This window comes from Streptomyces sp. BV286 (assembly GCF_019090165.1).
In the GTDB taxonomy this organism is placed as follows: Bacteria; Actinomycetota; Actinomycetes; order Streptomycetales; family Streptomycetaceae; genus Streptomyces.
In genome coordinates, this window is the sequence record NZ_JAHRIB010000056.1 from 1 (window position 1) to 24,460 (window position 24,460).

A 24,460-nucleotide genomic window follows, 5' to 3' on the forward strand; every position below is an offset into this window, starting at 1 on the left:
CCCCCGGGCTCTCCCGGGGGCGGGGCGGCCCGTCGCCTCCAGGGGACAGCCGCGGCCCGTCGCCGACCACCGGACCGTAGCGCGGCCCGGGCCCACCGACGGCGCCGTGCGCGCCACACCTGCGCGCACCCTTCGGGACAGGACAGGACACGACAGGGCCGGACGCCGTCCCGGTGCGGCGTTTCCGGGCCTGCGCGTCACCCGCTCGGGCGCCCGCATGGCACGAATGGTGTCCGGCGGCGCGCGCCCCGGCCGAGTGCGGGCTCTGATGGGCTGAGGGGCATGCCGGTCGTGCCCCGCCTCCGCCGCCGCACACGGGCGTGAGGTCCCCAGCCGGCCGGAGGAGACCGAGTCCATGCGCCTGCGCCGTACCGCCCGCGTCCTGTCCGCCACCGCCCTCACCGCCCTCTCACTCGGCACCGCCGCGGCGGCCGCGGCGGCGAACCCGGCCGCCGAGGTCAGCCCGCGCACCGTGGCTCCCGGCGGCACCGTCACCGTCTCCGTGACCTGCGAACCGACCGGCGGGCCGCCGCCCGCGACCATCGACGCCACCTCGCAGGCCTTCGAGCACGGCACCGTCCAGCTGCACAAGGCGGAGGGCGGCGCCGACGGCGGCCCCGAGGGCAAGGGCGGTCCCGCGGGCGGCCCCGCCTACAGCGGCACCGCCCGGATCGCGCCCGCCGCGAACTTCGAGGACGGCGGACCCGAGAGTGCCGGGAAGACCTCCGAGTGGAGCGCGGAAGGCGTCTGCCCGGCCGCGCCCGGCGGCGAGGGCAAGCAGTGGAGCGCGTCCTTCACGGTGTCCCGCGAGAGCTCCCGCGGCACCGGGATGCAGCACGGCGTACACGCCGGTGAGGGCGGAGCCTTCACCGACTCCACGATCGCGCTGGTCACCGGCGGTGTCCTGATCGCCGGCGCGTTCGGCGCCGCGGTGCACAAACTGCGCCACCGGGAGTCGTCCGCCGACGGCTGAGTTGGCGGCGCGGATCACTGGGTACTGAGAACTCAGGGGCACAACCAGCACCGTGGGAATCACGACGGTCCACGGACGGACGGTCCGGAGGCCGGTATGTCCGGGGCCCGGCCCGTCCGGGAACCGGCGGGCCAGGGGCGACTGCGCGGAGGTACACAGATGCGGCGGACCGATCCGGAAGGGCACGGACCTGTCCGTTACGGCCCGTCCCCGCCGGGCCACGGACTGCCGTTGCCGCCCGGACTCGCCGCCGCCGCGACGGGCGCGCACACCGAACCGACCGGCGGCAGCCCCGCCCTGCTGGACGCGGCCCGCGGTTACTGGGCCCGGCGTGGACTGCCCGCCGACCGGGCCCGCACCGTCGCGGCTCCCGGCGCCCCCGCCCTGCTCCTCGCCCTGACCGCCGCGCTCGGCGGTGACGTGCTGGTGCCCCGCCCCTGCGCGGCCTGGTGGGCGCCCCAGGCCCGCCTCCTGGGCAGCTCCGTGTTCCCGGTGGGGACGCCCGTCGAGTGCGGCGGGGTCCCCGACCCGTACGCCCTGCTGGAGACCGTCCGCCGGGTGCGTGCCGAGGGCGGCGACCCGCGACTGCTCGTCCTGTCCGTGGCCGACGACCCCGCCGCCACCGTCGCGCCGCCCGAATTCGTCCACGAGACCATCGAGGCCGCCGCGGGCGAGGGCCTGCACGTGGTCAGCGACGAGACCTGGCGCGACACACTGCACGACCCGCACGACACCGTGCTGCTCAGCCCCGCCGAGATGCTGCCCGAGCGGGTCACGGTCCTCACCGACCTCTGCGGCCCGTTCCTCCCGTCGGGCTGGCCCGCCGCGATCGCCCGTTTCCCCGGCAACGACACCGGCACCCTGCTGCGCGACCGTGTGCTCGACGTCCTCACCGCGCTCGGGGCCCGCATTGCCGCACCGGTCGCCGCGGCCGCCGCGTACGCCCTCGACGAACCCGACGAGATCACGCACCGCCTCGCCGCGTCCGTACGGCTGCACGCGAGGGTGGCCGCCGCCGCCCACCGGTCGCTCGTCGCGGCGGGCGCCCACGTCCGGCCCCCGCGGGCGGGCCGCCACCTGTACGCCGACCTCGGCCCGCTGCGGTCCGCGCTCACCGCGCACGACGTCGGCGACGCGCAGGAGCTTGAGGACTTCCTCACCGCCCGTCTCGGCATGCCGGCGCCCGGCGGCCACCGCTTCGGCGACGACCTCGGCGCCCTGCGCGTACGCCTGGCCACCGGACCGTTCCTCGGCTCAACCGACGAGGAGCGCATGGCGTCTCTCATGTCACCCGAACCACTGGAATTGCCGCATGTGGACAGCGCGTTGAGTCTCCTGGGATCGACCTTCGACGATCTCCGCGACGATGACGACGCTCGGCGACGGGAGTCCCCTCGATGACGCAGCAGTCCGAGTCGACCACGACCACCACGACCACCCTCACGACAACCCTGACGACCACGGCGCCCTCGTCCCGGCCCGCCTCCGCACCCGACACCGGAACACCGCTCTCCGAGCCACGTCCGCTCCGCGAACGGCGTGTCTGGCCCCGGTCGTTCGCCGACCGGCTCACCGCCCCGCTGCCGGGGATCAGCGGCTTCGCGCGGTTCGCCCGCGAGGGGGCGCTCCGGCCGGGGTCCGAGGGGCTCGCCGACGTGTCCCGACTGCCGTACGAGCCGGGCCCGCTGCCCCGCGTGGGCGCGGACACGATCGCCGTCTCCTGGGCGGGACACGCCAGTTGGGTGGTCCGGATCGGCGGCCTCACCGTGCTCACCGACCCGGTGTGGTCCCGCAAGATCCTCGGAACCCCCGCCCGGATCACCCCCGTCGGGGTGCCCTGGAGCGCGCTGCCGCGCGTCGACGCGGTCGTCATCAGCCACAACCACTACGACCACCTGGACGCCCCCACCCTGCGCCGGCTCCCGCGCGACACCCCGGTGTTCGTCCCGGCCGGGCTCGGCCGCTGGTTCAGGCGCCGCCGCTTCACGCACGTCACCGAGCTCGACTGGTGGGAGGCGGCCGAACTCGGCGGTGTCCGCCTGGACTTCGTGCCGGCCCACCACTGGTCCAAGCGCAGCCTCCATGACACCTGCCGCACACTGTGGGGCGGCTGGATGCTGACCGCGCCCGACGGCCGGCGGGTGTACTTCGCGGGTGACACGGGATACGGCCACTGGTTCTCCCGGATCGGCGCCCGCTACCCGGGCATCGACCTGGCGCTCCTGCCGATCGGCGCGTACGACCCCCGCTGGTGGCTGAGCGACGTGCACTGCGATCCGGAGGACGCGGTACGCGCGGCCCAGGACCTCGGCGCCCGGCGGATGGCCCCCATGCACTGGGGCACCTTCATCCTGTCGGCCGAGCCCGTCATGGAGCCGCTCACCCGCGTACGCGCGGCCTGGGAGAAGGCGGGCCTGCCCCGCGAAGACCTGTGGGACCTCCCGGTGGGAGCCTCCCGCACCCTCCCCTGACCGCCCCGCCGGCCCCGCGCCCTCGTCAGCAGCCCGCTCCGGTCACGAACGCGCCCACCAGCTCCGCGCCCGTCACGAACGCGCCCCGTCAGGGGCGCGGGGAACGGCGCGCCCAGCCACGACGGACCCGCGGCCCGAAGACGTCACGGGCCCCCACGACCGGCCCGGGGCGGGTGTCGCGGACCGCTGTCGCGGACCGCTATCGCGGAGCGCTCCGCACCCGGCGCCAGAGGCCGGGCGCCACGCTGATCACCACGGTCAGGACCACGGCCGCGGCCACGCCCTCCCACGGCTCCTTGAACAGGGAGCCGCCGAGCACTCCGATGAGCTGGTACGTCGCGGCCCACGCGAGACAGGCCGGTGCGTTCCCGTGGACGAAGCGCCGCATCGGCCACTTCGCCATCAGACAGGCGAGCATCACCGGGATGCGCCCCGCGGGCACCAGCCGGGACAGCACCAGCACCGCGACGCCGTGGTCGGCGAGCTTCTCCTGGGCCTGGGCGAGCCGGTCCTCCGGAGCCCGGTCGCGGATCGCCGCGAGCCAGCGCGAGCCGTTCTTCGACTTCATGCCGCGGCGTCCGAGCCAGTACAGGGAGATGTCCCCGAGGAACGCCGCCAGGGACGCCACCGCGAAGACCATCAGCATCGAGAAGGGCGCCGTCCGGTGGAAGGCCACCACCGCCGCCGAACTCACCAGCGCCCCCGTCGGGACCACCGGCACCAGCGCGCCGATCAGCACCAGCAGGAACAGCGACGGATAGCCGAGCGCCTGCTGGGTGAACTCCGTCGGCACGCTCGTGACCGCGGTGGCGAGCACCTGTCTCACCGTGCTTCGCCCTCCCGATCGTCGTCGCCCCGGCCGCCCGGCGCGTCCCCCGGGGAAGAGCGGTACCCCGCGACCCGCGGTCGCACACGCTCGCCGTGGTCGAGCCGGTGCACCGTCACGTCGGGCGCACGCTCGGCGGCCAGGCGCACGAACTCGGCACCGGGCGCATGGAATTCATGGGGGCGCACGGCGTCCATCCCGATCGGCCAGTACGTGCCGTAGTGCACCGGCACCGCACTCCCGGGCCGCAACCGCCCCAGCGCCTCGGCGGCCCGGCCGGCGTCCAGGTGTCCCTCGCCCAGATACGGCCCCCAGCCGCCGACGGGCAGCAGCGCCACGTCGACCGGCCCGACCTCCTTCGCCATGTCCTCGAACAGACCCGTGTCCCCGGCGAAGTACGTCCGGGCCTCGCCCTCGACGACGTAGCCGAGGGCGGGTGCGCGATGCGGCCCGACCGGCAGCCGCCGCCCGTCGTGCTGTGCGGAGACGACCCGTACGTCCAGGTCACCGACCTGGACACGGTCGCCGGGCGCCACCTCGGTGAGCCGCAGATGGCCGAGCCTGCGCAGCCCGGTCACCGCCCGCGGGGCGCCGCGCGGTACCAGCAGCCGGGTGCCCGGAGCGAGCCGGGCCAGCGAGGGGACGTGCAGATGGTCGGCGTGCAGATGCGAGACGAGCGCCACGTCAGCGACGGTCGCCTCGGCCGGGGGCGGCGCCCCCCGGCGCCTGCGCAGATGTGCGAGCCGGCGCGCGAAGAGCGGGTCGGTGAGCACACGTGTGCCCGAGTCCTCGACCGTGCAGGTGGCGTGACCCCACCAAGTGATCTCCACCGGCACTCCTTTGCCTCCTTCGCGCGACTCCCCCCGAGCCTACGGGCAGGAGTAGGGTCGGCGACGAAACCCGGAGGTGAGGGGGACGCCATGGGAGACACGCGCCGTGCCTCCGGCACGCTTCGCGTGACGACGATCGCCAGTCTGACGCCGTTGGAGGAGCTGGACGCGGACCCCTTCCTGGTGGACTCGCGCAGCCAGCACGCCATGTGCGCGCGCTGGGCCGCCGAGCGGGGTTACGTGGTCACCCGCGAGCTGCTCCTGCGGGGGCTGCGGCCCGACCACTGCGCGCTCTGGGAGGACGCCGAGGCGGGCCTCGTGGACCTGTTCGTCGCCCCCAGCCGCCGGGTTCTGGAGCGGGCCCTCGCCTCGGTCGACGAGTTCACCGCGGAGTGCGCCCGGCGCGGTGTGCGGGTCGAGACGGTCGGGCACGCGGAACCCGCGTACGACGCCCAGATGAAGGCCCGGGTCCACCGCCGGCTGTCGATGCCGACGGCCGGGTACGACGGCCGCTGACCGTCACCCCGTACCGACGGTGGCCCCGGGCGACGGGCACGCTCTCGTGCGCCGCCGAAGCACCTCGCCGCGTGTGACAGGGTTGGGCCCGGGTCCGCCGGCGGGAGGGCGGACGTGGACGTGAGGCGGGCGTGACGTGGGCAGGGAACGATGGCGGAGCCTTGGCAGCGCGGTCTGGCGGAGCGTCGCCGTGTGGGCCGTGTCCACGGTCACCATGCTGGCGCTCGCCGGGATCCTGCCGGACTTCAGGCTCCAGTCCACGGACGGTGACAGCGCCACCCGTATCGCCGCCACCGCCGCGCTCGGCGCCGGCGCCTTCGGTCTCCTCTCCTCCGTCGTGTGGCCCCTCCTCGTGCGGGCCCTGCTCCTCGTCCCCGCCCTGGTCCTCGGGCTGCTCGTCTTCTTCCTGAACGGCTCGCTCCTGCTCCTCGCCCTGCGTCTCGACCCGTCGGGACAGAGCGAGGCCGCCCCGGAGACCGCCGTGGTGGTCGCCGCGGTGATGTCGGCGGTCGCCTCGGCCACCGGCGGCGCCCTGGCCGTGCGGGACGACGACGCGTACAGACGCAGGCTGTACCGGCTGTTCGACCGCCGGCGCCGGGGGAGGACGCCGCCCGCCGAGGGCCCGCCGACGCCCGGCACCGTCTTCCTGCAACTGGACGGGGTGGGGCACGACGTGCTCCTGGACGCGGTCGGACGCGGTCTCATGCCCACCGTGGCCGCCTGGCTCGGCGAGAACCAGGAATCCCGCGGCACCCACCGGATCATCCCCTGGCGCACCGACTGGTCGAGCCAGACCGGTGCCAGCCAGCTCGGCATCCTGCACGGTTCCAACCACGACGTGCCCGCCTTCCGCTGGTACGAGAAGGACAGCCAGGAGATCGTGGTCTGCAACCGGCCCACCAGCGCCGCGGAACTCCAGCGCCGGGCCATCGAGCACACCGGCGACGGCGGTCTGCTCACCGTGGACGGCGCGAGCCGCGGCAACCTCTTCAGCGGCGGCGCCGAGCAGCTCGCCCTGGTGCTCTCCGTGGCCGCCAGGAGGGGCCGGGAGAACCGCTCCCGGGCGGGTTACTTCGTGTATTTCTCCGACCCCGCCAACGCCGTCCGTACCGCCCTGTCCTTCGTCGCCGACGTCGGCCGTGAGATCGGCGAGTCCACCCGGGCCCGGCTCGGCAAGAGGCGCCCCAGGGTCGGCCGCGGCGGCCTGTACCCGTTCATCCGCGCCTTCGCGACCGTCGTCGAACGGGACGTCGTCGTCACGGCGGTGATCGGGGACATGCTCGCCGGACGTTCCTCGGTGTACGCGGACCTCGTCGCGTACGACGAGGTGGCGCACCACTCCGGCCCGCGCAGCCGTGACGCGGAGAAGGTCCTCCAGCGGCTGGACCGATCGCTGGCCCTGATCGCGCAGGTCGCCGAGCACGCCCCGCGCGCGTACCGCGTGGTCCTGCTGTCCGACCACGGCCAGAGCCCCGGCGAGACGTTCCGGGCCCGCTACGGACTGGGGCTCGGCGAGCTGGTCCGGGCCGGCTGCGGGCTGCCCGTGCCCCGCAAGGCCCGGCGCACCCACAGCGGCGCCGAGGCCAGGTCGGCCGTACGGGCCGCGCTGCGCAGGCCCGTGGAGGAGGGCGGCGAACAGTACCGCCCGACCGGCCCCGCCTCGGAGCCCCTCGTGCTGGCCTCCGGCAACCTCGGCCTGGTGTCCTTCCCGGACGTGCCGCACCGGATGAGCCGCGAGGAGATCGACGCCCGGCATCCGGCCCTGCTCACCACCCTGGCCAACCATCCGGGCGTCGGCTTCGTGCTCGTGCGCAGCGAGGAGCACGGCGGCCTCGTGCTCGGCGCGCACGGCGCCGCGATCCCCCTGGACGAACTCGACGACGACCCGGGTCCGCTGGCCGACTTCGGGCCGGGAGCCGCCGACGCCGTGCGCCGCACGCACACGTTCCCGCACACCGCGGACATCATGGTCAACTCCTGGTACGACCCCGAGGAGGGCGAGGTGCTCGCGTTCGAGGAGCAGATCGGCTCGCACGGCGGTCTCGGGGGTGCACAGGGCCGCCCTTTCCTGATGTCGCCGCTCACGTTCTCCCCGCCCGTCCAGGCCGGGGAGGAACTGGTCGGCGCCGAGCAGGTGCACCAGGTTCTGCGCCGGTGGCTGCGTGAGTGCGACGGCCCGCAGGTGCCCATCGAGGTCCGTCCCGGGCGGAAGGCCGCCTGACCGGGCGGGCGGCGGGCGGTCCCGGTGCGCCGGGCGGCTCCGGTGGTACGGGCAGGCGCCGGGCTCCGGAAAAATGGGCTGCGGCCCGGCACCGGAACCGCCCACACTGTTCGTATCGGACATCGCGCAGCTGTGCGCCCTCCCCTCGAACACACTCCAGGAGCCGTTGCGTGCAGGCTGCCGTCACCGTCACTCCCGCCCGTATACCGGAGCTGCTGCTCGGTCTCGCGACCGTGCGGCCGGTCTTCATCTGGGGCGCCCCGGGCATCGGAAAGTCCTCCCTGGTGCGGGAGTTCGCCGAGTCCCTGGGCCTGGAGTGCGTGAGCCTTCTGGGTACGCAGCTGGCGCCGGAGGACCTGATCGGCGTACCCCAGATCCGCGACGGCCGCTCGGTCTTCTGCCCGCCGGAGGCCATCGCCCGCGACGAGCCGTACTGCCTGTTCCTGGACGAGCTGAACGCGGCGACGCCGGACGTCCAGAAGGCCTTCTACTCGCTGATCCTCGACCGCCGCATCGGCACCTACGAACTGCCGGCCGGTTCGATCGTGATCGGCGCCGGCAACCGCTCGACGGACAACGCACTGGCCCGCCCGATCGCGTCGGCGCTGGTCAACCGCCTCACGCATGTGCATCTGGAGGCCTCGGCGAAGGACTGGCTGGTGTGGGCGGCGGTGAACGACATCCACCCGTGGGTGCTCGACCACCTCACCGACCGGCCCGACCACCTGTGGTCCAGGCCGCCGAAGACCGAGGAGCCGTTCTCCACCCCCCGCTCCTGGCACATGCTCTCCGACGCGCTGCGTTCCTTCGGCCCGACGCTCGACGAGGCGACGCTCAAGGTGATCGCGCACGGCACGCTGACACCCGCGCACGCGGTCGCCTTCTGCGGCTATGTGAAGATCGTCCGCAGCCGGTTCGGCATCGAGGCGATCATCAAGGGCGAGGCCCGCTGGCCGAACCGGGTCGAGGACCGTGACCTGCTGTACTACCTCGCCGAGTCCTTCCGCGGCCGCCTCGTCAAGGAGCTGCCCGCCAGCAAGGAGCACGCCTCGGCGAACCTCCGGCAGACCGCGTACCGCGCCAAGTCGCTGCTCGTGCAGCTCGCCGAGATCTCGGTGGAGGTCGCGCAGAGCGTGATCGCCTCGGACGAGGACGGCAACCCGGTGCTGCCCGCGTGGTTCCTGGTGGAGGCCGCCCGCGACATGCCGCGGCTGGTGGAGGCGCGCCGGTGAGCCCAGTGCGCGAGCAGGCGGCCACCGGGCTCCGGACGCCGGTGGCGTGTTCGGCAGGGCCGCTGCGGCCGGAAGGGCCCCGGCGCGTCCCCGGTGCGCGACGAAGGCCTGCCCCGAGCGGCCCGGGGGACCCCCGCGTGCCGGCGTCCGCGGCCTCCACCCACCGGGTGGAGGCCGCGCGATGAGCCGTACGAACAAGCAGGCGCAGCCGAAGAAGGACCTGGCCGCCGAGGCGTTCGCCGAAGGGATGCGGCTGGTGCGGGCCAACCGCGCACTGGCCTCCATCGGCTTCAGCGTCTGCCGTCAGGAGGACTGCGAGGAGTCGCCCCGCGAGGGGCTCGTCCGCGTCGACTCCGACGGCGTGCTGCATGTGCACCCGGGGCGCCGGGCCGACCCCGCCGAGTGGGCCTGGGCGGTCGCGCACGGCGCCCTCCACCTCGGCTTCGGGCACGTCCCGGCGTACACGACCCGGCGGCAGCAGCCCGACCGCTTCGACCTCGCCGCCCGCTGTGTCGTCGTCAACCGCTTCCTCCTCGGCTTCCCCATCGGCCTGACGCCCGCGGACCTGCCGATGTCGTACCCCGACGGCGACGAGGAGCAGCTCGCCGCGCGCTGGCGCCGCGAGGGCGCCGGCGTCCCGACCGTGTACGAGCGCTGCGGCACCGCGGGGAGCGAACCCGACCAGCTGCTGGTTCCGTGGGACAGCTGGCGGGGAGGCACCGCGCCGGACTGGCAGCTCGCCTTCGCCCATGCGCTGACGCGCACCGTGGCCACCGCGATGGACCTGGCGGGCGGCCGCCGCGACTCCATGCGTGGGGGCCTCACCCCGCTGCAGCCGTGGGAGCGGGCGCTGAGCTGGTTCGTGTCCTCCTACCCCCTCCTCGGCGGCATCGCGGCCGGCATCACCGTCGTCGCGGACGCCGAACTCGCCCGCGCACACGGCATCTCCGTCGCCGCGGTCGACCCCGAGGCGGCCGAGATCTACATCAACCCGCTGCGGCAGTTCGACGACGAGGAATGGCGGTTCGTCCTCGCCCACGAGATGCTGCACGCCGCGCTGCGCCACGGCGACCGCTGCGGCACCCGCGACCCGTACCTCTTCAACGTCGCCTGCGACTACGTCATCAACGCCTGGCTGGTCGAGATGCGCGTCGGCACCATGCCCGAAGGGCTGCTGTACGAGAAGGAGTTGAAGGACCTCTCCGCCGAGGAGGTCTACGACCGGATCGCCACCGACCTGCGCCGCCACCGCCGGCTCGCCACCCTGCGGGGCAAGGGCGTGGGAGACATCCTCGGCGGCCCGCTCGGCGCGCCCCGCGACTACGTCGACCTCGACGAGTTCTACCGCCGCGGCCTCGCCCAGGGCCTCGACCTGCACGAGCGCCGGGAACGCGGCTTCCTGCCCGGCGGCCTCGTCGAGGAGATCCGCGCCCTCAGCCATCCGCCGCTGCCCTGGGACGCCCAACTGGCCCGCTGGTTCGACGAGTTCGTACCGCGCCCCGAGCCCCTGCGCACGTACGCGCGCCCGTCACGCCGGCAGGCCGCCACTCCCGACATCCCGCGCGCCGGACGGTACTTCCCGCCCGAGGAGATCGCCCGCTGCACCTTCGGCGTCGTCCTCGACACCTCCGGCTCCATGGACCGGACCCTGCTGGGCAAGGCGCTGGGCGCCATCGCCTCGTACGCCGAGGCCCGTGACGTACCGGCCGCGCGCGTCGTGTTCTGTGACGCGGCCCCGCACGACGCGGGCTTCCTGCCGGTCACCGAGATCGCCGGCCGGGTGCGGGTCCGGGGCCGCGGCGGCACGGTCCTCCAGCCCGGCATCGACCTCCTCCACCGTGCGAAGGACTTCCCGCCGGGTGCCCCGGTCCTGGTCATCACGGACGGCTACTGCGATGTCCTGCGCGTCCGCCGCGAGCACGCCTACCTGATCCCGCAGGGCTCCTCCCTGCCGTTCACCGCACGGGGACCGGTCTTTCGCGTGCGCTGAGCCCGAGTGTGATCGGATGGTGCCACGGACCCCCGGAACCGGGACCACATCGAAAGGGAATCACCGTGGCAACAACGCGCTCCGCACACACCGTCTGGGAAGGCAACCTGCTCGAGGGCAACGGAGTCGTCAGCTTCGACTCCTCCGGCAGCATCGAGCAGCAGCCTGTGACCTGGGCGTCGCGCGCCCAGGACGCGAACGGCAAGACCAGCCCCGAGGAGCTGATCGCCGCCGCCCACTCCAGCTGCTTCTCCATGGCGTTCTCGCACGCCCTGGCCGGGGCCGGTACCCCGCCCACCAAGCTCACCACCTCCGCCGACGTCAGCTTCCAGCCCGGTGAGGGAATCACGGGCATCCACCTCACGGTGGAGGGCACGGTGCCGGGCATCGACGAGGACGCCTTCGTCGCGGCCGCCGAGGACGCCAAGAAGAACTGCCCGGTCAGCCAGGCACTGACGGGTACCACCATCACGTTGACGGCGAAGCTCGCCTGACACCCGCCTTCTTCCCGGTGCCGCGCCCCGCAAGGGGGCGCGGCACCGTCATGTCCGGGGTCGTCCGGGGTACCCGCCCCATTGACAGGGCGGCACTCAAGTTTTGTGATGGAACGCGAGAAGGCCCGGGCGGAAGGGGACGGACATGGCACGTGCGGTCGGGATCGACCTCGGTACCACGAACTCGGTGGTGGCCGTACTCGAAGGGGGTGAGCCCACGGTCGTGGCCAACGCCGAGGGTGCGCGCACCACTCCCTCGGTGGTGGCCTTCGCCAAGAACGAGGTCCTCGTGGGTGAGGTCGCCAAACGGCAGGCCGTGACGAACGTCGAGCGCACCGCGCGCTCCGTCAAACGCCATATGGGTGACCCGGGTTGGCGGTTCCCCGACAGCGGCACGGTCGACGGCACCCGCTACCGCGCGCAGGAACTGTCCGCGCGCGTACTGCAGAAGCTCAAGCGGGACGCCGAGGCGTATCTCGGTGAAGACGTCACGGACGCGGTGATCACCGTGCCCGCCCACTTCGACGACACCCAGCGCCAGGCCACCAAGGAGGCCGGTGAGATCGCGGGCCTGAAGGTTCTGCGGATCATCAACGAACCGACGGCGGCGGCCCTCGCGTACGGTCTCGACCGGGGCGAGGAGCAGACCGTCCTCGTCTTCGACCTGGGCGGCGGCACCTTCGACGTCTCGCTGCTGGAGATCGGCGACGGCGTCATCGAGGTGAAGGCCACCAACGGCGACACTCAACTGGGCGGCGACGACTGGGACCACCGGATCGTCGAGTACCTCGTCAAACGCTTCAAGGGCGCGTACGGCATCGACCTCGGCCAGGACAAGATGGCGCTGCAGCGGCTGCGCGAAGGAGCCGAGAAGGCCAAGATCGAGCTGTCCTCGGCCACCGAGACGACCGTCAACCTGCCCTACATCACCGCCACCGGCGACGGCCCGCTGCACCTGGACGAGAAACTGACGCGAGCTCAGTTCCAGGAGCTCACCGCCGACTTGCTCGACCGCTGCAAGAACCCCTTCAACCAGGCGGTCAAGGACGCCGCCGTGAAGCTCTCGGCGGTCGACCACGTCATCCTCGTCGGCGGCTCCACCCGGATGCCCGCGGTGGCCGAGCTGGTCAGGGAACTCACCGGCAAGGACCCGCACAAGGGGGTCAACCCGGACGAGGTCGTGGCCCTCGGCGCGGCACTCCAGGCGGGTGTCATCCGAGGTGACGTGAAGGACGTGCTGCTCCTCGACGTCACCCCGCTGTCCCTCGGCATCGAGACCAAGGGCGGCATCATGACCAAGATGATCGAGCGCAACACGACGATCCCCACGAGGCGTTCGGAGATCTTCACCACCGCCACGGACAACCAGCCGTCCGTCGGGATCCAGGTCTTCCAGGGCGAACGGGAGATCGCCGCCTACAACAAGAAGCTGGGTGTCTTCGACCTCACCGGACTGCCGCCCGCGCCACGCGGACTCCCGCAGATCGAGGTGGCCTTCGACATCGACGCCGACGGCATCATGCACGTCTCGGCGAAGGACCTCGCCACCGGTCGCGAGCAGAAGATGACCGTCACGGGCGGCTCCGCGCTCCCCAAGGACGACATCGACCGCATGATGCGCGAGGCGGAGCAGTACGCCGACGAGGACCGGGGCCGCCGGGAGGCCGCCGAGACCCGCAACCAGGGCGAGCAACTCGTCTACCAGACCGAGAAGTTCATCCGGGACAACGACGAGCGGGTCCCCGCCGACGTCAGGACGGAGGTGCAGGCCGCGATCACCGAGCTGCAGGCACTGCTGAACGACCGGGACGGCACCGACACGAACACCCTGCGGACCGGCGTCGAGAAACTCGCCACCGTCAGCCAGAAGATGGGCCAGGCCATGTACGCGCAGGCCCAGCAGTCGCCACCGCAGGACCGGCCGGGTACCGAACAGGCCCCGCCCGGGGACGAGGAGGGCGTGGTCGACGCGGAGATCGTCGACGAGGAGCGCCAGGACGAACCCGGCGGCCCGACCGGCGGCCCGGCCTGAGGGGCCGGCGCCGGTCACCCGCGACGGCCGTCACCCCGGCGAGCTCAGGTCCCCGAGGGGCGCGGGGATCTGCGCGATGGGCCCCCGAAGGCCGAAGGCCGACGGCCGACTCACGACAGCGCGCACACGAGCCTCCGCTCCCCGTGAAGCGCGCCGGTCAGAAGTCCGCCCGGCGCTCCAGGATCATCTCCCTGGTGCGCCGGGCGTCGGCCGCGCCGGTCGTCATGTGGTCCAGCACCTCCAGGTGCGCGGCCACCTCCTTGCGGGAGTCGAGGTAGAGCGCCCCGGTCAGGTACTCGGTGTAGACCATGTCCGGCAGTTCGGGCTCCGCGAACCGGAACAGCACGAAGGGCGCGTACGTCCCCGGGTGCGGGCCGGACGCGAACTCGGCTATCTGCAGGGTGATGTGGTCGTTCTCGACGGCCGCCAGGAGATGGTCCAGCTGGTCCGCCATCACTTCGGAGCGGATGCTGACCGGGCGCCGCAGGACCGTTTCCTCCATGATCACCCACAGATGGGGCGCGCGGTCCCCGGTGAGCAGCTTCTGCCGGGCCATCCGCAGTGACACATGACGGTCGATCTCCTCGGGCCCCGTCTGGCCGACCGTGCCGGCCTCCAGGACGGCCCGGGCGTAGTCCTCGGTCTGCAGCAGCCCGGGGACGAAGTGCGGCTCGTACGACCGGATGATCGAGGCCGCGCCCTCCAGGCTCACATGGAGGCTGAACCACTCCGGCAGGACGTCGTGGTAGCGCTGCCACCAGCCGGGCTGGTTCGCCTCCTCGACCAGCCGGACGAACGCCGCGATCTCGTCGTCGGGCACGCCGTACGTCGACAGGAGCACCTGGACGTACGGGATCTTGAGAGTGACCTCGGCCATCTCCATCCGGCGCACGGTCGCACCGGCGACCCGCAGGATCTGCCCCGCCTCGTCCCGCTTCAGACCGGACGCCTCGCGCAGTTCCTGCAGCCGTCTCCCCAGCACCACCTGACCCACGGTCGGCGCAGGACGCCTTTCACTCACGCCACGCCTCCCCAAGCGCCGAGCATGGCGAGAAGTGTGCCACGTTCCGGCGAAAGCCTCACCCGATCCGGGAGGCCTTCATTACCTCGCTGGTAATCGACCACCACCGGCGGCGCGCGGCATGGTGTGCGTACTGGTTCCCGGGCCGGCGCACTCCGGTCCGGGAACCGGGTCCGACCAGCCGAAACCGACCTCGACGGAGGGTTATCCGCCATGTCCGCAGCCCAGCTCACCGCCCTGGCCCGTACCACCGACCCGCAGACCGTACTGCGCCGCTTCCTGGCGCTGGACGCCGTGGTGACCGGCGCGAACGGCGTCGCCTACCTCGCCGCGTCCGGCCCGCTGGGGCGGCTGCTCGGAGTCGACCCGGACCTGCTGCTCGTCCTCGGCGTCCTTCTCACCGTGTACGGGGCCGCGGTCGCCCTGCTCGCCTCACGCCGGCGGCCTCCCGTGCTGCCCGTGCGGGCCGTGATCGAGATCAACCTCACCTGGGCGGCCCTGAGTTGCGTGGCGCTCGCCGTCTGGCTGTCGCCCAGCACCGCCGGAGCGGTGTGGACGCCGGTGCAGGCGCTGACCGTGGCGGGGTTCGCGCTGCTTCAGTACGCGGCACTGCGGGCGATGCGGAAAAGCTGACGGCTCGCAGGCGCATACGGAGTTGATCGAGCGTCAGGACATCAGCGAGTGGAGGTACTTGACCGTCGCCGGGTCGGCCGGGAGCAGCGTCTCGATGGCCAGCTCGGCGACCGTCACGTCCATGGGTGTGTTGAACGTGGAGATGGACGAGATGAAGGACAGCAGCCGTCCGTCGTGCTCGATCTGCATCGGCAGCGCGAAGTAGGGGACGGACTCCGCGGGTTCCTCGTCGGGAAGGAGGGAGGAGTGCTCCGAGGAGGGGGGCGGATAGGCCGCCACCTCCTCGTACAGGGCCCGCAGCGCGTCCGAGCGGCGCAGGGCGATGTCCCGCTCCATCTGGGCCAGCAGATGGCCGCGCCACTCGCGCAGGTTGCGGATCCTGGGCGCCAGACCCTCGGGGTGCAGCGTCAGCCGCATCGCGTTCAGCGGAGGCGCGAGCAGCCGCTCGGGGAGGCCGTCGAGGAGCATCGCGATCCCCCGGTTGGCGGCGACCACGTGGTACGTGGCGTCCACGACCAGCGCCGGATAGGGCTCGTAACCCTGGATCAGCCGCTCCACCCCCTCGCGCAGCGCGTCCAGTGCCGGATCGTCCAGCGGGGTCTCCGGATAGCGGGGCGCGTAACCGGCCGCGAGCAGCAGGGCGTTGCGGTCCCGCACCGGTACGTCCAGGTGCTCGGCGAGGCGCAGCACCATCTCCTCGCTCGGCCGGGAGCGGCCCGTCTCGACGAAGCTGATGTGCCGCGCCGACGATCCGGCCCGCAGCGCCAGCTCCAGCTGACTCACCCGGCGCTGCTCCCGCCAGCCGCGCAGCAGCGGTCCGATCCCCTTGTCGGGCGCCGGGGCACCGCCCGGGGCGCCGGCGGACGTGCTGACGGATCCGGAGGCGGACGCGGAGGCGGTCATACCCCGACCGTAGTCGATGCGTCACCCACGGGTCACCCACGGGCCGACGTGCCGCCGGGCGGCCGAATACGGACCTCGCCGCGCTGCGGTGACCCGTCTGACCAGGGACGGGAGAGCCCGACTGTGGGACGCTGAGGAGATCCAGGGCGTGGTGCCGCGGCTCGCTTCGCGCACCGCTCCCAGGACACCGCCCCCAAGGGCACCGACCTCACGGAAGGAGCGAGACCGTGCCCCTCGAACCGCTGTCGCAGAAGGAGATCGAGGACCGCCTCGCGGAGCTGCCCGGCTGGTCCCTGGACGGCGACAGGATCGCCCGTTCCTACCGGCTGGGCTCGCACTTCGCCGCGGCCGCCCTGGTCGTGCACATCGCCCGGGTGCAGGACGAGCTGGACCACCACTCCGACCTCACGCTCGGCTACGACACCGTCTCCCTCACGGTGAACACGCACAGCGTGGGCGGCGCCGTCACGGAAAAGGACTTCGAACTGGCCCACCGGGTCGAGGAACTCACCGCCGGGCACGGCGCGAGTTGAACGCGCTGGTGTTCGACTACGACAAGGAGGCCGAGCGGTACGACGCGTCACGCGGCGGCGAACCCCGTGCCGCCGCGGCCGCGAACGCCGTGCTCGGACTGATCCCCGACAGCGCCGGCACCCTCCTGGACGCCGCCTGTGGCACCGGCAGCGTCACCCGCCGGCTCGCGGCGGCCGGTCTCGACGTGACGGGCGCCGACGCGGCGTCCGGCATGCTGCGACGGGCCGCCGACCGGGTACCGGGCCGCGTCGTGCTGGCCGACACCCGCCAACTCCCCTTCCCCACAGCCATGTTCGACGTCGTCTCGGCGATCTGGCTGCTGCACCTCCTGGACGACGCGGAGCGGGTCGTCGCCGAGGCGGCCCGGGTGCTGCGCCCCGGTGGCGTGTTCGTCACGACTGTCGACAAGGCCGCCTCGCACGACGTGCGCAGCGACATCGACGCGGTGATGGCCCCGCGCCCCCGTCGCACCGCCCGCGACCGGTGCGACCTCGTCGCCTCGTACGCCGGCCGGCACGCCCTGCTTCCGGCGGGGCGGGCCTCCTTCCGTGGCTGCGGCCAGGGGCGGACACCGGCACGGGCCGCGGCCGACGTGCGCCGCGGCTGGTACACCCTGCTGCCCCCGGGCACGCCTCTCGCCGAGAGGCTCGCGTGCCGCCTGGAGCAGCTGCCGGACCAGCATGTCCCGCGCGCGGAACCGGAGTTCAGCCTGCGGGCGTTCCGGAAGCCGGGACCCGCCGACGCGTGAACTCCATGACCCAGTTGGTCACCCACGACTTCTCGCCGTCCACCGAGAACGCCTGCTCCCAGCGGGCCGTGTCCCGCGAGATCGCCGACCACACGTACCGCACCCGCACGTCCTTGCCGTCGTAGGTGTCGTCGCCGTAGAAGTCACCGCGCCCGTCGGTGAACCCACCGATGACGGGCGGGAACAGCCGGCCGCTGCGGCTGCTGGACCAGTGGAGCGACCACAGTCCGCTCTCACGGTCGCGCAGCCGCAGGGTCAGCCCCATCCACCCCTGACCGGGCACGTCCATCTCGTCGATGTTGCCGGCCCCGTCGAACAGGCTCCAGCAGCGGCTCGTGGCGGCGAACTCGGCCCAGGCGCTTCCGGCATCCAGGAAGTCGGTGCGGCGCCGATGCGCGACGTCCCAGTCGCCGACGAGGAAGCCGAAGTCCTGCGGGTCGGTGGGCCCGGCGTCGAGGGGCGCGTTCATGAACGGTCTCCCGTCGTGCCCTCGGGGAGGCGGTCGGCCAGGTAGGCGTCGAGGTCGGGAGCGTCGGGCGCGAGCATGTGCCGTACCCAGGCGTCGCGTTCGTGCAGGATCGGCGGCAGCTCCCAGACACACCCGATCCACGGCCGGTCCAGGGTGATGAAGTGCGTGGGGTCCCGGTCCGGGCAGCCGAGCACCGGCTGACCCGCACAAGCACCCCTGAAGTGCAGGACGTTGTCCCATGTCCAGCTGTACGCGTTGAGGTAGGCGCCGTCGTCGCCGCCCCGGTGGAGTACGACGAACGTCGCAGGCGGGGTGCCGTCCGCCTCGGGAAGCAGTTTCGGCAGCATCGCGTAGGCCGCCTCCTCGACGTCGGGCGCGATGCCCGCCGCGTCGGCGGTGACGTGGTAGCGCTTGATCCGCCGGCCCGCCACCTCGACGGGCGGCGGCACGGTCAGAAGTTTCTCCTTGAAGGCCATGAGGGGACGCTAGGCCCGCTTCACTGACCCCTTCTGTCAGTGAAGCCTGGCATGCTGCGGACATGAAGTCGGCGCGCCTCGTCTCGATCCTCCTGCTGCTCCAGACCCGGGGCCGTATGACCGCCGCCGATCTGGCCCAGGAGCTGGAGGTCTCGGTGCGCACGGTCTACCGGGACGTCGAGGCGCTGAGCTCCGCCGGCGTCCCGCTGTACGGCGACGCCGGTCACGCCGGCGGCTACCGGCTCCTCGACGGCTACCGCACGCGGCTGACCGGCCTCACCGCGGGTGAGGCGGAGGCGCTGTTCCTGGCCGGCGTGCCGGGGCCCGCCGCCGAGCTCGGGCTCGGCTCTCTGCTGGCCGCCGCCCAGCTCAAGGTGCGCGCCGCCCTGCCGCGCGAGTTGCGCGCGCACGCCGACCGCATCAGCGGCCGCTTCCACCTGGACGCGCCCGGCTGGTACGCGGACGCCGCCGACGGTGCCGCCCCCTTCCTCCCCGCGGTCGCGGACGCCGTCTGGAACAGCCGCGTCCTCCATGTCCTGTACCGCCGCTGGCGCGAGCCGACCGACGTGCGGCGCCGCCTCGAACCGTACGGCCTCGTCCTCAAAGCCGGCCGCTGGTACGTCGTCGCGGGCCCCGGACCGCGTACGTTCCGCGTGGACCAGATCCTCGAACTGGCCACTTCTGACGAGGAGTTCACCCGCCCCGACGGATTCGACCTCGGCGCGTACTGGACCGGATACCAGCGGGACTTCCACGACCGCCTGCACCGGGCCGAGGCGGTGGTCCGGCTCGCTCCCGGCGTCCGCCTCGCCGGGCCGGCGGGGGACGCGGTACGCGCCAACGGCCGCACGGAACAAGGCGGTTGGATCCGGGCCACCGTCCCCATCGAGTCCGTCGAGCACGCCCACGCGGAGTTCCTGCGCCTCGGCATGGGCATCGAGGTGCTGGAACCGGCAGCGTTGCGCGCGCGGATCGCGGACACGGTCGCCGGGCTGGCCCGTACCTACGGGGCGGTGTCCACGGGGCGTGGTGAGGCCACGTAGAAAGCGCTTGTCGAATCGGGCAACCTCCGTACCTCCGGCGGCGACTGACGTAGCAGAACCCGTCTGCTCCCCCAGGGAGGTACTCACCGTGCAGCACCCGCATCGCAGACGCGGCAGGACCCGGCTCGTCCTCTCCACCGTGCTCACCGGCGCCCTCGCCGCCGCCGGACTCACCGCGCTCACCGCGGCACCGGCGCAGGCCGCGACCGCGCGGCAGGTCGAGAAGCTGGACCGGGGTGTCGTCAGCGTCCACACCGACGCAGGCAACCTCGTCAGCTGGCGCTGGCTCGGCACCGACCCGAACGACGTGTCGTTCAACGTCTACCGGGCGGGTACGAAGGTCAACCCGGCCCCCGTCACCGGCTCGACGAACTACTTCCACTCCGGCGCGCCCTCGCAGGCCGACTACACGGTCCGCGCGGTCGTGGGCGGCGTCGAGCAGGGCGACTCCGTCCACGCGGTCCAGTTCCGCACCGGATACAAGGACGTGCCCATCACCCCGCCCGCCGGCGGCACCACGCCGGACGGCGTCGCGTACACCTACGAGGCCAACGACGCCTCGGTCGGCGACCTCGACGGCGACGGCGCACTCGACTTCGTCCTCAAATGGCAGCCCACGAACGCCAAGGACAACTCCCAATCGGGCTACACCGGCAACACGGTCGTCGACGGCGTCAGGCTCGACGGCACCCGCCTGTGGCGCATCGACCTCGGCCGCAACATCCGCTCGGGCGCCCACTACACGCAGTTCCAGGTCTACGACTACGACGGCGACGGCAAGGCCGAGGTCGCCATGAAGACGGCCGACGCCACGGTCGACGGGACGGGCGCCGTCATCGGCAGCGCGTCGGCCGACCACCGCAACTCCGGCGGCTACGTCCTGTCCGGGCCCGAGTACCTGACCATGTTCAACGGCCAGACGGGCAGGGCGATGCAGAGCGTCGACTACGTCCCGGCACGCGGCACGGTCTCGTCGTGGGGCGACTCGTACGGCAACCGCGTGGACCGCTTCCTCGCGGGCACCGCCTACCTGGACGGCGCCCGGCCCTCGCTCGTCATGGCGCGCGGCTACTACACCCGCTCGGTGATCGCGGCCTGGGACTGGCGGGGCGGCGCGTTCACCCGGCGCTGGACCTTCGACTCCAGCTCGTCGACCAACGCGGGCAAGGGCTTCGACGGCCAGGGCAACCACAGCCTGTCCGTCGCGGACGTGGACGCCGACGGCAAGGACGAGATCGTGTACGGCGCCATGACCGTGGACGACAACGGCAACGGGCTGTGGACCACGAAACTGGGCCACGGCGACGCGGGCCACGTCGGGGACCTCAACCCGTCCCGCGCGGGCCTGGAGTACTTCAAGGTCTCGGAGTCCTCGTCCCAGCCGAGCTCCTGGATGGCCGACGCGCGCACCGGTTCCCGCCTGTGGCAGACGGCCTCCGGCGGGGACAACGGCCGAGGGGTCGCCGCCGACATCTACGCCGGCAGCGCGGGCGCCGAGGCCTGGTCCGCCTCCGACACCACCCTCCGCTCGGCCGGCGGCGCCTCGCTCGGCCGGGAGCCGTCCAGCATCAACTTCGTGAGCTGGTGGGACGGCGACACCACCCGTGAACTCCTCGACGGCACCCGCATCGACAAGTACGGCACCTCGTCCGACACCCGCCTGCTGACCGGCGCCTCCGTGCACTCCAACAACGGCACCAAGGCGACCCCGGCGCTCTCGGGTGACCTCTTCGGCGACTGGCGCGAGGAGGTCGTCTGGGCGACCGGCGACAACAGGGCCCTGCGGATCTACTCCACACCCACCGAGACCAGCGCGAAGATCACGACCCTGCTGCACGACACGATGTACCGCACGGCCATCGCCTGGCAGAACACGGCTTACAACCAGCCGCCGCACCCGAGTTTCTTCATCGGCAACGGCATGCCGACGGCCCCCAGGCCGACGGTCTACACCCCCTGAACAGGGCCTGCGCCCCGTGAACCGGGAGAACACCCGCGTCTGAAGGGAGGGCGAGAGCGGCTGCGCGTGTCCTGCGCAGCCGCTCTCGCCCTCGCTCAGCGTGCAGTAGCAGCGGCAGCGGGCCTCGGGGCGGCCGTCGAGGCCCGGGCGTCGGCCCGGAGCACGGTCGCCCGGGTGCGCCCGACGTCCAGCCCCTCACCGGCACCGCTCGGCCGGCCGGGTGTCAGGAAGTCGGGGAAGTACCGGGCTCCGGTCCCACGCCCAGTCACTACCCACCAGTGACAAGCTCCGGCTGCGGCGACACACGGCCATCTGGAAGGCGGCCGCCGGCAGGGCCCGGTGATGCCAGGAGGACCCGGCCGCCGCCTTCCAGTTGTCCCACCCGGTGTGTCAGTTCACCGTGCAGGACTGGTCGCCGAGCTTGAACGCCGCCGGTTTCCCGTTCGATCCCGACCAGCTTCCCGTGAATCCGAAGCCCACGGAGGAACCGGCAGCCACGTTCCCGTTCCAGCCCACGTTCTTCGCCGTGACCGCCGTACCGGACTGCGTGGGTACGGCGTTCCACGCCTGCGTCACGGTCTGCCCGTCGGGGAAGGTCCAGTCGAGCGCCCAGCCGTTCCAGGCGGCCGAGCCGGTGTTGGCGAGCTGGACGTCCGCCTGGAACCCGCCCGACCACTGGTTCGTGATCTTGTAGGTGACCGCGCAGGCGCCGGTCGGTGTCGGATCCGTACCGCCTCCGCCGCCGCCCGCGTCGGACGAGTCGCCGTAGATGACACCGCGCCCGTTCGTCGAGACGTACACGCGCCCGTAGACCCGCGGGTCGCCGGTGATGGCCGCGCCCGTCCAGCCCCACTGGTGGGCGTCGTCGTTGATGCGGGTCCAGGTCGCGCCCTTGTCCGTGGAGCGGAAGATGCCGCGTACGCCGCCGATCTTCGCGCTCGTGTAGAGCGTCTGGTAGGAGGCGCCGGCCGCCGCCTTGCCGAAGCCGATCGTGTCGGCCTGCTCGACGCCCGGCAGCTTGGTGAAGGTCGCGCCGGAGTCCGTGGAGTGCCACAGCCCGTACGCGCCGTCGCTCGCGCCGCCCGCCAGCCACACGTCACCCTTCGTGCCGGGCAGCGCCTTGAAGCGCACGCTGTCGCCGCTCGGCAGCCCGGCCGCGGACGAGGCCGTGAAGGAGGCGCCGCCGTCCGAACTGACGTAGAACTTGCCGGACTTGAAACCGTAGAAGGTCTTCGGGTCGACCCGGTCCGACTCGACGACCGCTCCGGCCGGGATGCCGGTGGACGCCGACCACGACGTGCCGAACCCGGTCGTGTGGTGGACGCCCGCGCCCTCCGGACTCCACACGAACCGGCTGCCGTCGGAGGCCGAGGCGACCGTGCCGCCGCCGCTCACGCCCGAAGGGCCGGTGCCCGCGAACCAGTTGGCGCCGTTGTCCGTCGAGAACGCCACGTGCGGACCCGAGTCCAGGTTGCCGACCCGCACCACCGTGCCCGGGGCGGACTCCGCGAAGTCGAGACTCGTCGTGGTGGTGAAGTTCGGCGAGGTGAACATCATCGAGGGGACCTTGGTGAGGTCCGTGTGCCGGAAGCCGCCGATGTCGCCCAGTGCACTGAGGAGTTGGGCACCGCCGGACGGGGGAGCGGCCAGGTCGTTGACCGCCGTCTCCTCCAGACCCCGCACCATCGGCTTGATGGTGAACTGGCCCCCGCTGTCCCACTGGCCGAGGTTCTCGGTGCCGTAGATCGTCGCGCCCGTCCCGTACATCATGCGGGAGGAGTCGAACGGGTCGATCTCCAACGCCTCGGTCATCCAGCCGAGTTTGGGTGACTGCTCGGGCGGCGAGGGGTTCGCGCCCCACGTCAGCCAGGGCGAGGACGAGACGTCCATCGTGTAGCGGTTGGAACGGGTCGGGTACGAGGTGTAGTCCCAGGCCTTCGTCCAGGTCCCGCCGCTGTCCGTGGAGCGGAAGATCTGCGTGTCGGGCCACCAGGAGCTGTAGGCGGTCGCCATCACGGTGCCCGGCTTCTGCCGGTCCACGGTCAGTCCGCTGAAGCCGTAGTAGGTGTCTGCCTCCGCGACCGGGCTGATGTCCGTCCAGGTGCCGGTCGCCGTCGCGTACCGCCACAGCCTGCCCTTGCCGCCGTCGTAGGGGCCGCCCTTGTCGCTGTACGCGAGATACAGGTAGCCGTTCTCCGCGTCGAGGACGCCCTTGTGGGCCAGGTACCCGGTGGGCTGTCCGGCCAGCCGCGACCAGGTCGCGCCCGCGTCGGTGGAGCGGTACACGGCGTTGTCCTTGTCGGCGACGCCGACGTACACGGTCCGCGTGGCGTTCGTGCCCGAGCCGGTCGACTCGTCGAAGGTGACCCAGGCGATGCCCTGGTTGTCGGAGGCGTACCCGCTGGTGTCGGTCGGATCCTGCACGTAGTTGCCGACGTTCGGGAAGCTCGTCACCTGGGACCAGGAGGCACCCGAGTCGGTGGACCGCCACAGACCCTTGCCGCTCGGCGCGCCCAGGTACAGCACGCTGTTGCGGTGGGGATCGACGGCGAGCCTCTCGCCCATCCCGCGCCCGGGCATGTTGCCGCCCAGCTTGAACGGCAGGTCCGCCTTCTGCCAGGTCGCACCCCGGTCGGCGGACCTGAGCACGGCGCCGTTGCCGGGGTCCCAGCTGTTGGTGTACGTGCCGACGGCCGCGTACACCCTGCTGGGTGCGACGGGGTCGGAGGCGAGGCTCACGACGCCGGTGTGCCCCCACCGGTCCCAGCCCACCGAGTCGAGCAGGGGGGTCCAGGTCTTCGACGACTCCTGCCACCGGTAGGCGCCGCCGATGTCGGTCCGGGCGTACGCGAGGTTCTTCTCGGACCGGTTGAAGACGATGCCGGGGACGAAGCCGCCGCCGTCGATGCGCGCGTTCTTCCAGGTGTACGTGTCGGCGGCGACGGACACCGGCGGTGCGGCCTTCTCGACGGGCTGCGCGGCCAGCGCGGGGGGTGTTCCCGCGAGCAGCCCGGCCGCGAGACCGAGCACGGCCGTGAGGACAGGGGTTCTTCGCACGGTGCTCCCCTCTTTCGCATGTGGGGGTGAA

General features: G+C 72.6%; 20 protein-coding genes and 1 pseudogene. 14 read left to right on the forward strand and 7 right to left on the reverse strand.

What is annotated here, in order from left to right:
• Window positions 1-361 precede the first annotated feature (361 nt).
• The 3 genes from KUF83_RS07645 to KUF83_RS07655 all read left to right on the forward strand — a co-directional run bounded on the left by KUF83_RS07645 (window position 362) and on the right by KUF83_RS07655 (window position 3,444).
• Window positions 362-973: a hypothetical protein gene (locus KUF83_RS07645; protein ID WP_217453875.1), complete on the forward strand. Its 612-nt coding sequence runs from the start codon at window positions 362-364 to the stop codon at window positions 971-973.
• A gap of 159 nt (window positions 974-1,132) precedes the next feature.
• A complete protein-coding gene (locus KUF83_RS07650; protein WP_217453816.1) occupies window positions 1,133-2,374 on the forward strand; it encodes an aminotransferase class I/II-fold pyridoxal phosphate-dependent enzyme in 1,242 nt (413 codons plus the stop codon).
• Window positions 2,371-3,444, forward strand: coding sequence for an MBL fold metallo-hydrolase (locus KUF83_RS07655; protein ID WP_217453817.1), 1,074 nt, complete (start codon window positions 2,371-2,373; stop codon window positions 3,442-3,444). Before KUF83_RS07650 ends, KUF83_RS07655 begins: the two co-directional genes overlap by 4 nt.
• Window positions 3,445-3,643: 199 nt before the next feature.
• On the opposite strand, the gene KUF83_RS07660 is transcribed toward KUF83_RS07655, so the two are convergent.
• Both KUF83_RS07660 and KUF83_RS07665 read right to left on the reverse strand, forming a co-directional pair.
• The gene (locus KUF83_RS07660; protein ID WP_217453818.1) at window positions 3,644-4,270 is read right to left on the reverse strand and encodes a DedA family protein; all 627 of its coding nucleotides are present in this window, start codon (window positions 4,268-4,270) and stop codon (window positions 3,644-3,646) included.
• Between the two features lie 68 nt (window positions 4,271-4,338).
• A pseudogene (locus tag KUF83_RS07665) lies at window positions 4,339-5,106 on the reverse strand (MBL fold metallo-hydrolase); the annotation flags it as partial.
• An 84-nt stretch (window positions 5,107-5,190) separates the two neighbouring features.
• Here KUF83_RS07665 and KUF83_RS07670 point away from each other — a divergent pair.
• The 6 genes from KUF83_RS07670 (at window position 5,191) to dnaK (ending at window position 13,585) form a co-directional block, all read left to right on the forward strand.
• The gene (locus tag KUF83_RS07670; RefSeq protein ID WP_217453820.1) at window positions 5,191-5,616 is read left to right on the forward strand and encodes a hypothetical protein; all 426 of its coding nucleotides are present in this window, start codon (window positions 5,191-5,193) and stop codon (window positions 5,614-5,616) included.
• A 190-nt stretch (window positions 5,617-5,806) separates the two neighbouring features.
• Window positions 5,807-7,837, forward strand: a complete 2,031-nt coding sequence (locus tag KUF83_RS07675; protein WP_217453821.1) for an alkaline phosphatase family protein — start codon at window positions 5,807-5,809, stop codon at window positions 7,835-7,837.
• A 170-nt stretch (window positions 7,838-8,007) separates the two neighbouring features.
• The gene (locus KUF83_RS07680) at window positions 8,008-9,069 is read left to right on the forward strand and encodes an ATP-binding protein (RefSeq protein ID WP_217453822.1); all 1,062 of its coding nucleotides are present in this window, start codon (window positions 8,008-8,010) and stop codon (window positions 9,067-9,069) included.
• 181 nt (window positions 9,070-9,250) lie between these two features.
• Window positions 9,251-11,059 (forward strand): hypothetical protein, encoded by a 1,809-nt coding sequence (locus KUF83_RS07685; RefSeq protein ID WP_217453823.1) that lies wholly within the window; start codon window positions 9,251-9,253, stop codon window positions 11,057-11,059.
• A gap of 65 nt (window positions 11,060-11,124) precedes the next feature.
• Window positions 11,125-11,553, forward strand: coding sequence for an OsmC family protein (locus KUF83_RS07690; protein WP_217453824.1), 429 nt, complete (start codon window positions 11,125-11,127; stop codon window positions 11,551-11,553).
• A 145-nt stretch (window positions 11,554-11,698) separates the two neighbouring features.
• Window positions 11,699-13,585 (forward strand): molecular chaperone DnaK, encoded by a 1,887-nt coding sequence (dnaK, locus tag KUF83_RS07695; protein WP_217453825.1) that lies wholly within the window; start codon window positions 11,699-11,701, stop codon window positions 13,583-13,585.
• 157 nt (window positions 13,586-13,742) lie between these two features.
• On the opposite strand, the gene KUF83_RS07700 is transcribed toward dnaK, so the two are convergent.
• Window positions 13,743-14,606, reverse strand: coding sequence for a helix-turn-helix transcriptional regulator (locus tag KUF83_RS07700; RefSeq protein ID WP_217453826.1), 864 nt, complete (start codon window positions 14,604-14,606; stop codon window positions 13,743-13,745).
• Between the two features lie 213 nt (window positions 14,607-14,819).
• Between KUF83_RS07700 and KUF83_RS07705 the strand changes: the two genes are divergently transcribed.
• Window positions 14,820-15,239, forward strand: coding sequence for a hypothetical protein (locus KUF83_RS07705; protein ID WP_217453827.1), 420 nt, complete (start codon window positions 14,820-14,822; stop codon window positions 15,237-15,239).
• A gap of 33 nt (window positions 15,240-15,272) precedes the next feature.
• Here KUF83_RS07705 and KUF83_RS07710 read toward each other — a convergent pair whose 3' ends face one another.
• Window positions 15,273-16,142 (reverse strand): helix-turn-helix domain-containing protein, encoded by an 870-nt coding sequence (locus KUF83_RS07710; RefSeq protein WP_217453828.1) that lies wholly within the window; start codon window positions 16,140-16,142, stop codon window positions 15,273-15,275.
• Between the two features lie 227 nt (window positions 16,143-16,369).
• On the opposite strand from KUF83_RS07710, the gene KUF83_RS07715 reads away from it, so the two are divergent.
• The gene (locus KUF83_RS07715; protein WP_217453829.1) at window positions 16,370-16,675 is read left to right on the forward strand and encodes a 4a-hydroxytetrahydrobiopterin dehydratase; all 306 of its coding nucleotides are present in this window, start codon (window positions 16,370-16,372) and stop codon (window positions 16,673-16,675) included.
• Between the two features lie 8 nt (window positions 16,676-16,683).
• Window positions 16,684-17,424, forward strand: a complete 741-nt coding sequence (locus tag KUF83_RS07720) for a class I SAM-dependent methyltransferase (RefSeq protein WP_217453876.1) — start codon at window positions 16,684-16,686, stop codon at window positions 17,422-17,424.
• Here KUF83_RS07720 and KUF83_RS07725 read toward each other — a convergent pair.
• Window positions 17,381-17,893, reverse strand: a complete 513-nt coding sequence (locus KUF83_RS07725) for a hypothetical protein (RefSeq protein ID WP_217453830.1) — start codon at window positions 17,891-17,893, stop codon at window positions 17,381-17,383. The genes KUF83_RS07720 and KUF83_RS07725 overlap by 44 nt on opposite strands.
• Window positions 17,890-18,369 (reverse strand): hypothetical protein, encoded by a 480-nt coding sequence (locus tag KUF83_RS07730; protein ID WP_217453831.1) that lies wholly within the window; start codon window positions 18,367-18,369, stop codon window positions 17,890-17,892. Before KUF83_RS07730 ends, KUF83_RS07725 begins: the two co-directional genes overlap by 4 nt.
• Window positions 18,370-18,431: 62 nt before the next feature.
• Here KUF83_RS07730 and KUF83_RS07735 point away from each other — a divergent pair, with 62 nt between their 5' ends.
• Together KUF83_RS07735 and KUF83_RS07740 are read left to right on the forward strand one after the other, a co-directional pair.
• On the forward strand, window positions 18,432-19,412 hold the full coding sequence (locus tag KUF83_RS07735; protein ID WP_217453832.1) for a YafY family protein: 981 nt from the start codon (window positions 18,432-18,434) through the stop codon (window positions 19,410-19,412).
• A gap of 88 nt (window positions 19,413-19,500) precedes the next feature.
• Window positions 19,501-21,372: a rhamnogalacturonan lyase gene (locus KUF83_RS07740; protein WP_217453833.1), complete on the forward strand. Its 1,872-nt coding sequence runs from the start codon at window positions 19,501-19,503 to the stop codon at window positions 21,370-21,372.
• A 390-nt stretch (window positions 21,373-21,762) separates the two neighbouring features.
• On the opposite strand, the gene KUF83_RS07745 is transcribed toward KUF83_RS07740, so the two are convergent.
• The gene (locus KUF83_RS07745) at window positions 21,763-24,429 is read right to left on the reverse strand and encodes a cellulose binding domain-containing protein (protein ID WP_217453834.1); all 2,667 of its coding nucleotides are present in this window, start codon (window positions 24,427-24,429) and stop codon (window positions 21,763-21,765) included.
• Window positions 24,430-24,460: the final 31 nt, after the last annotated feature.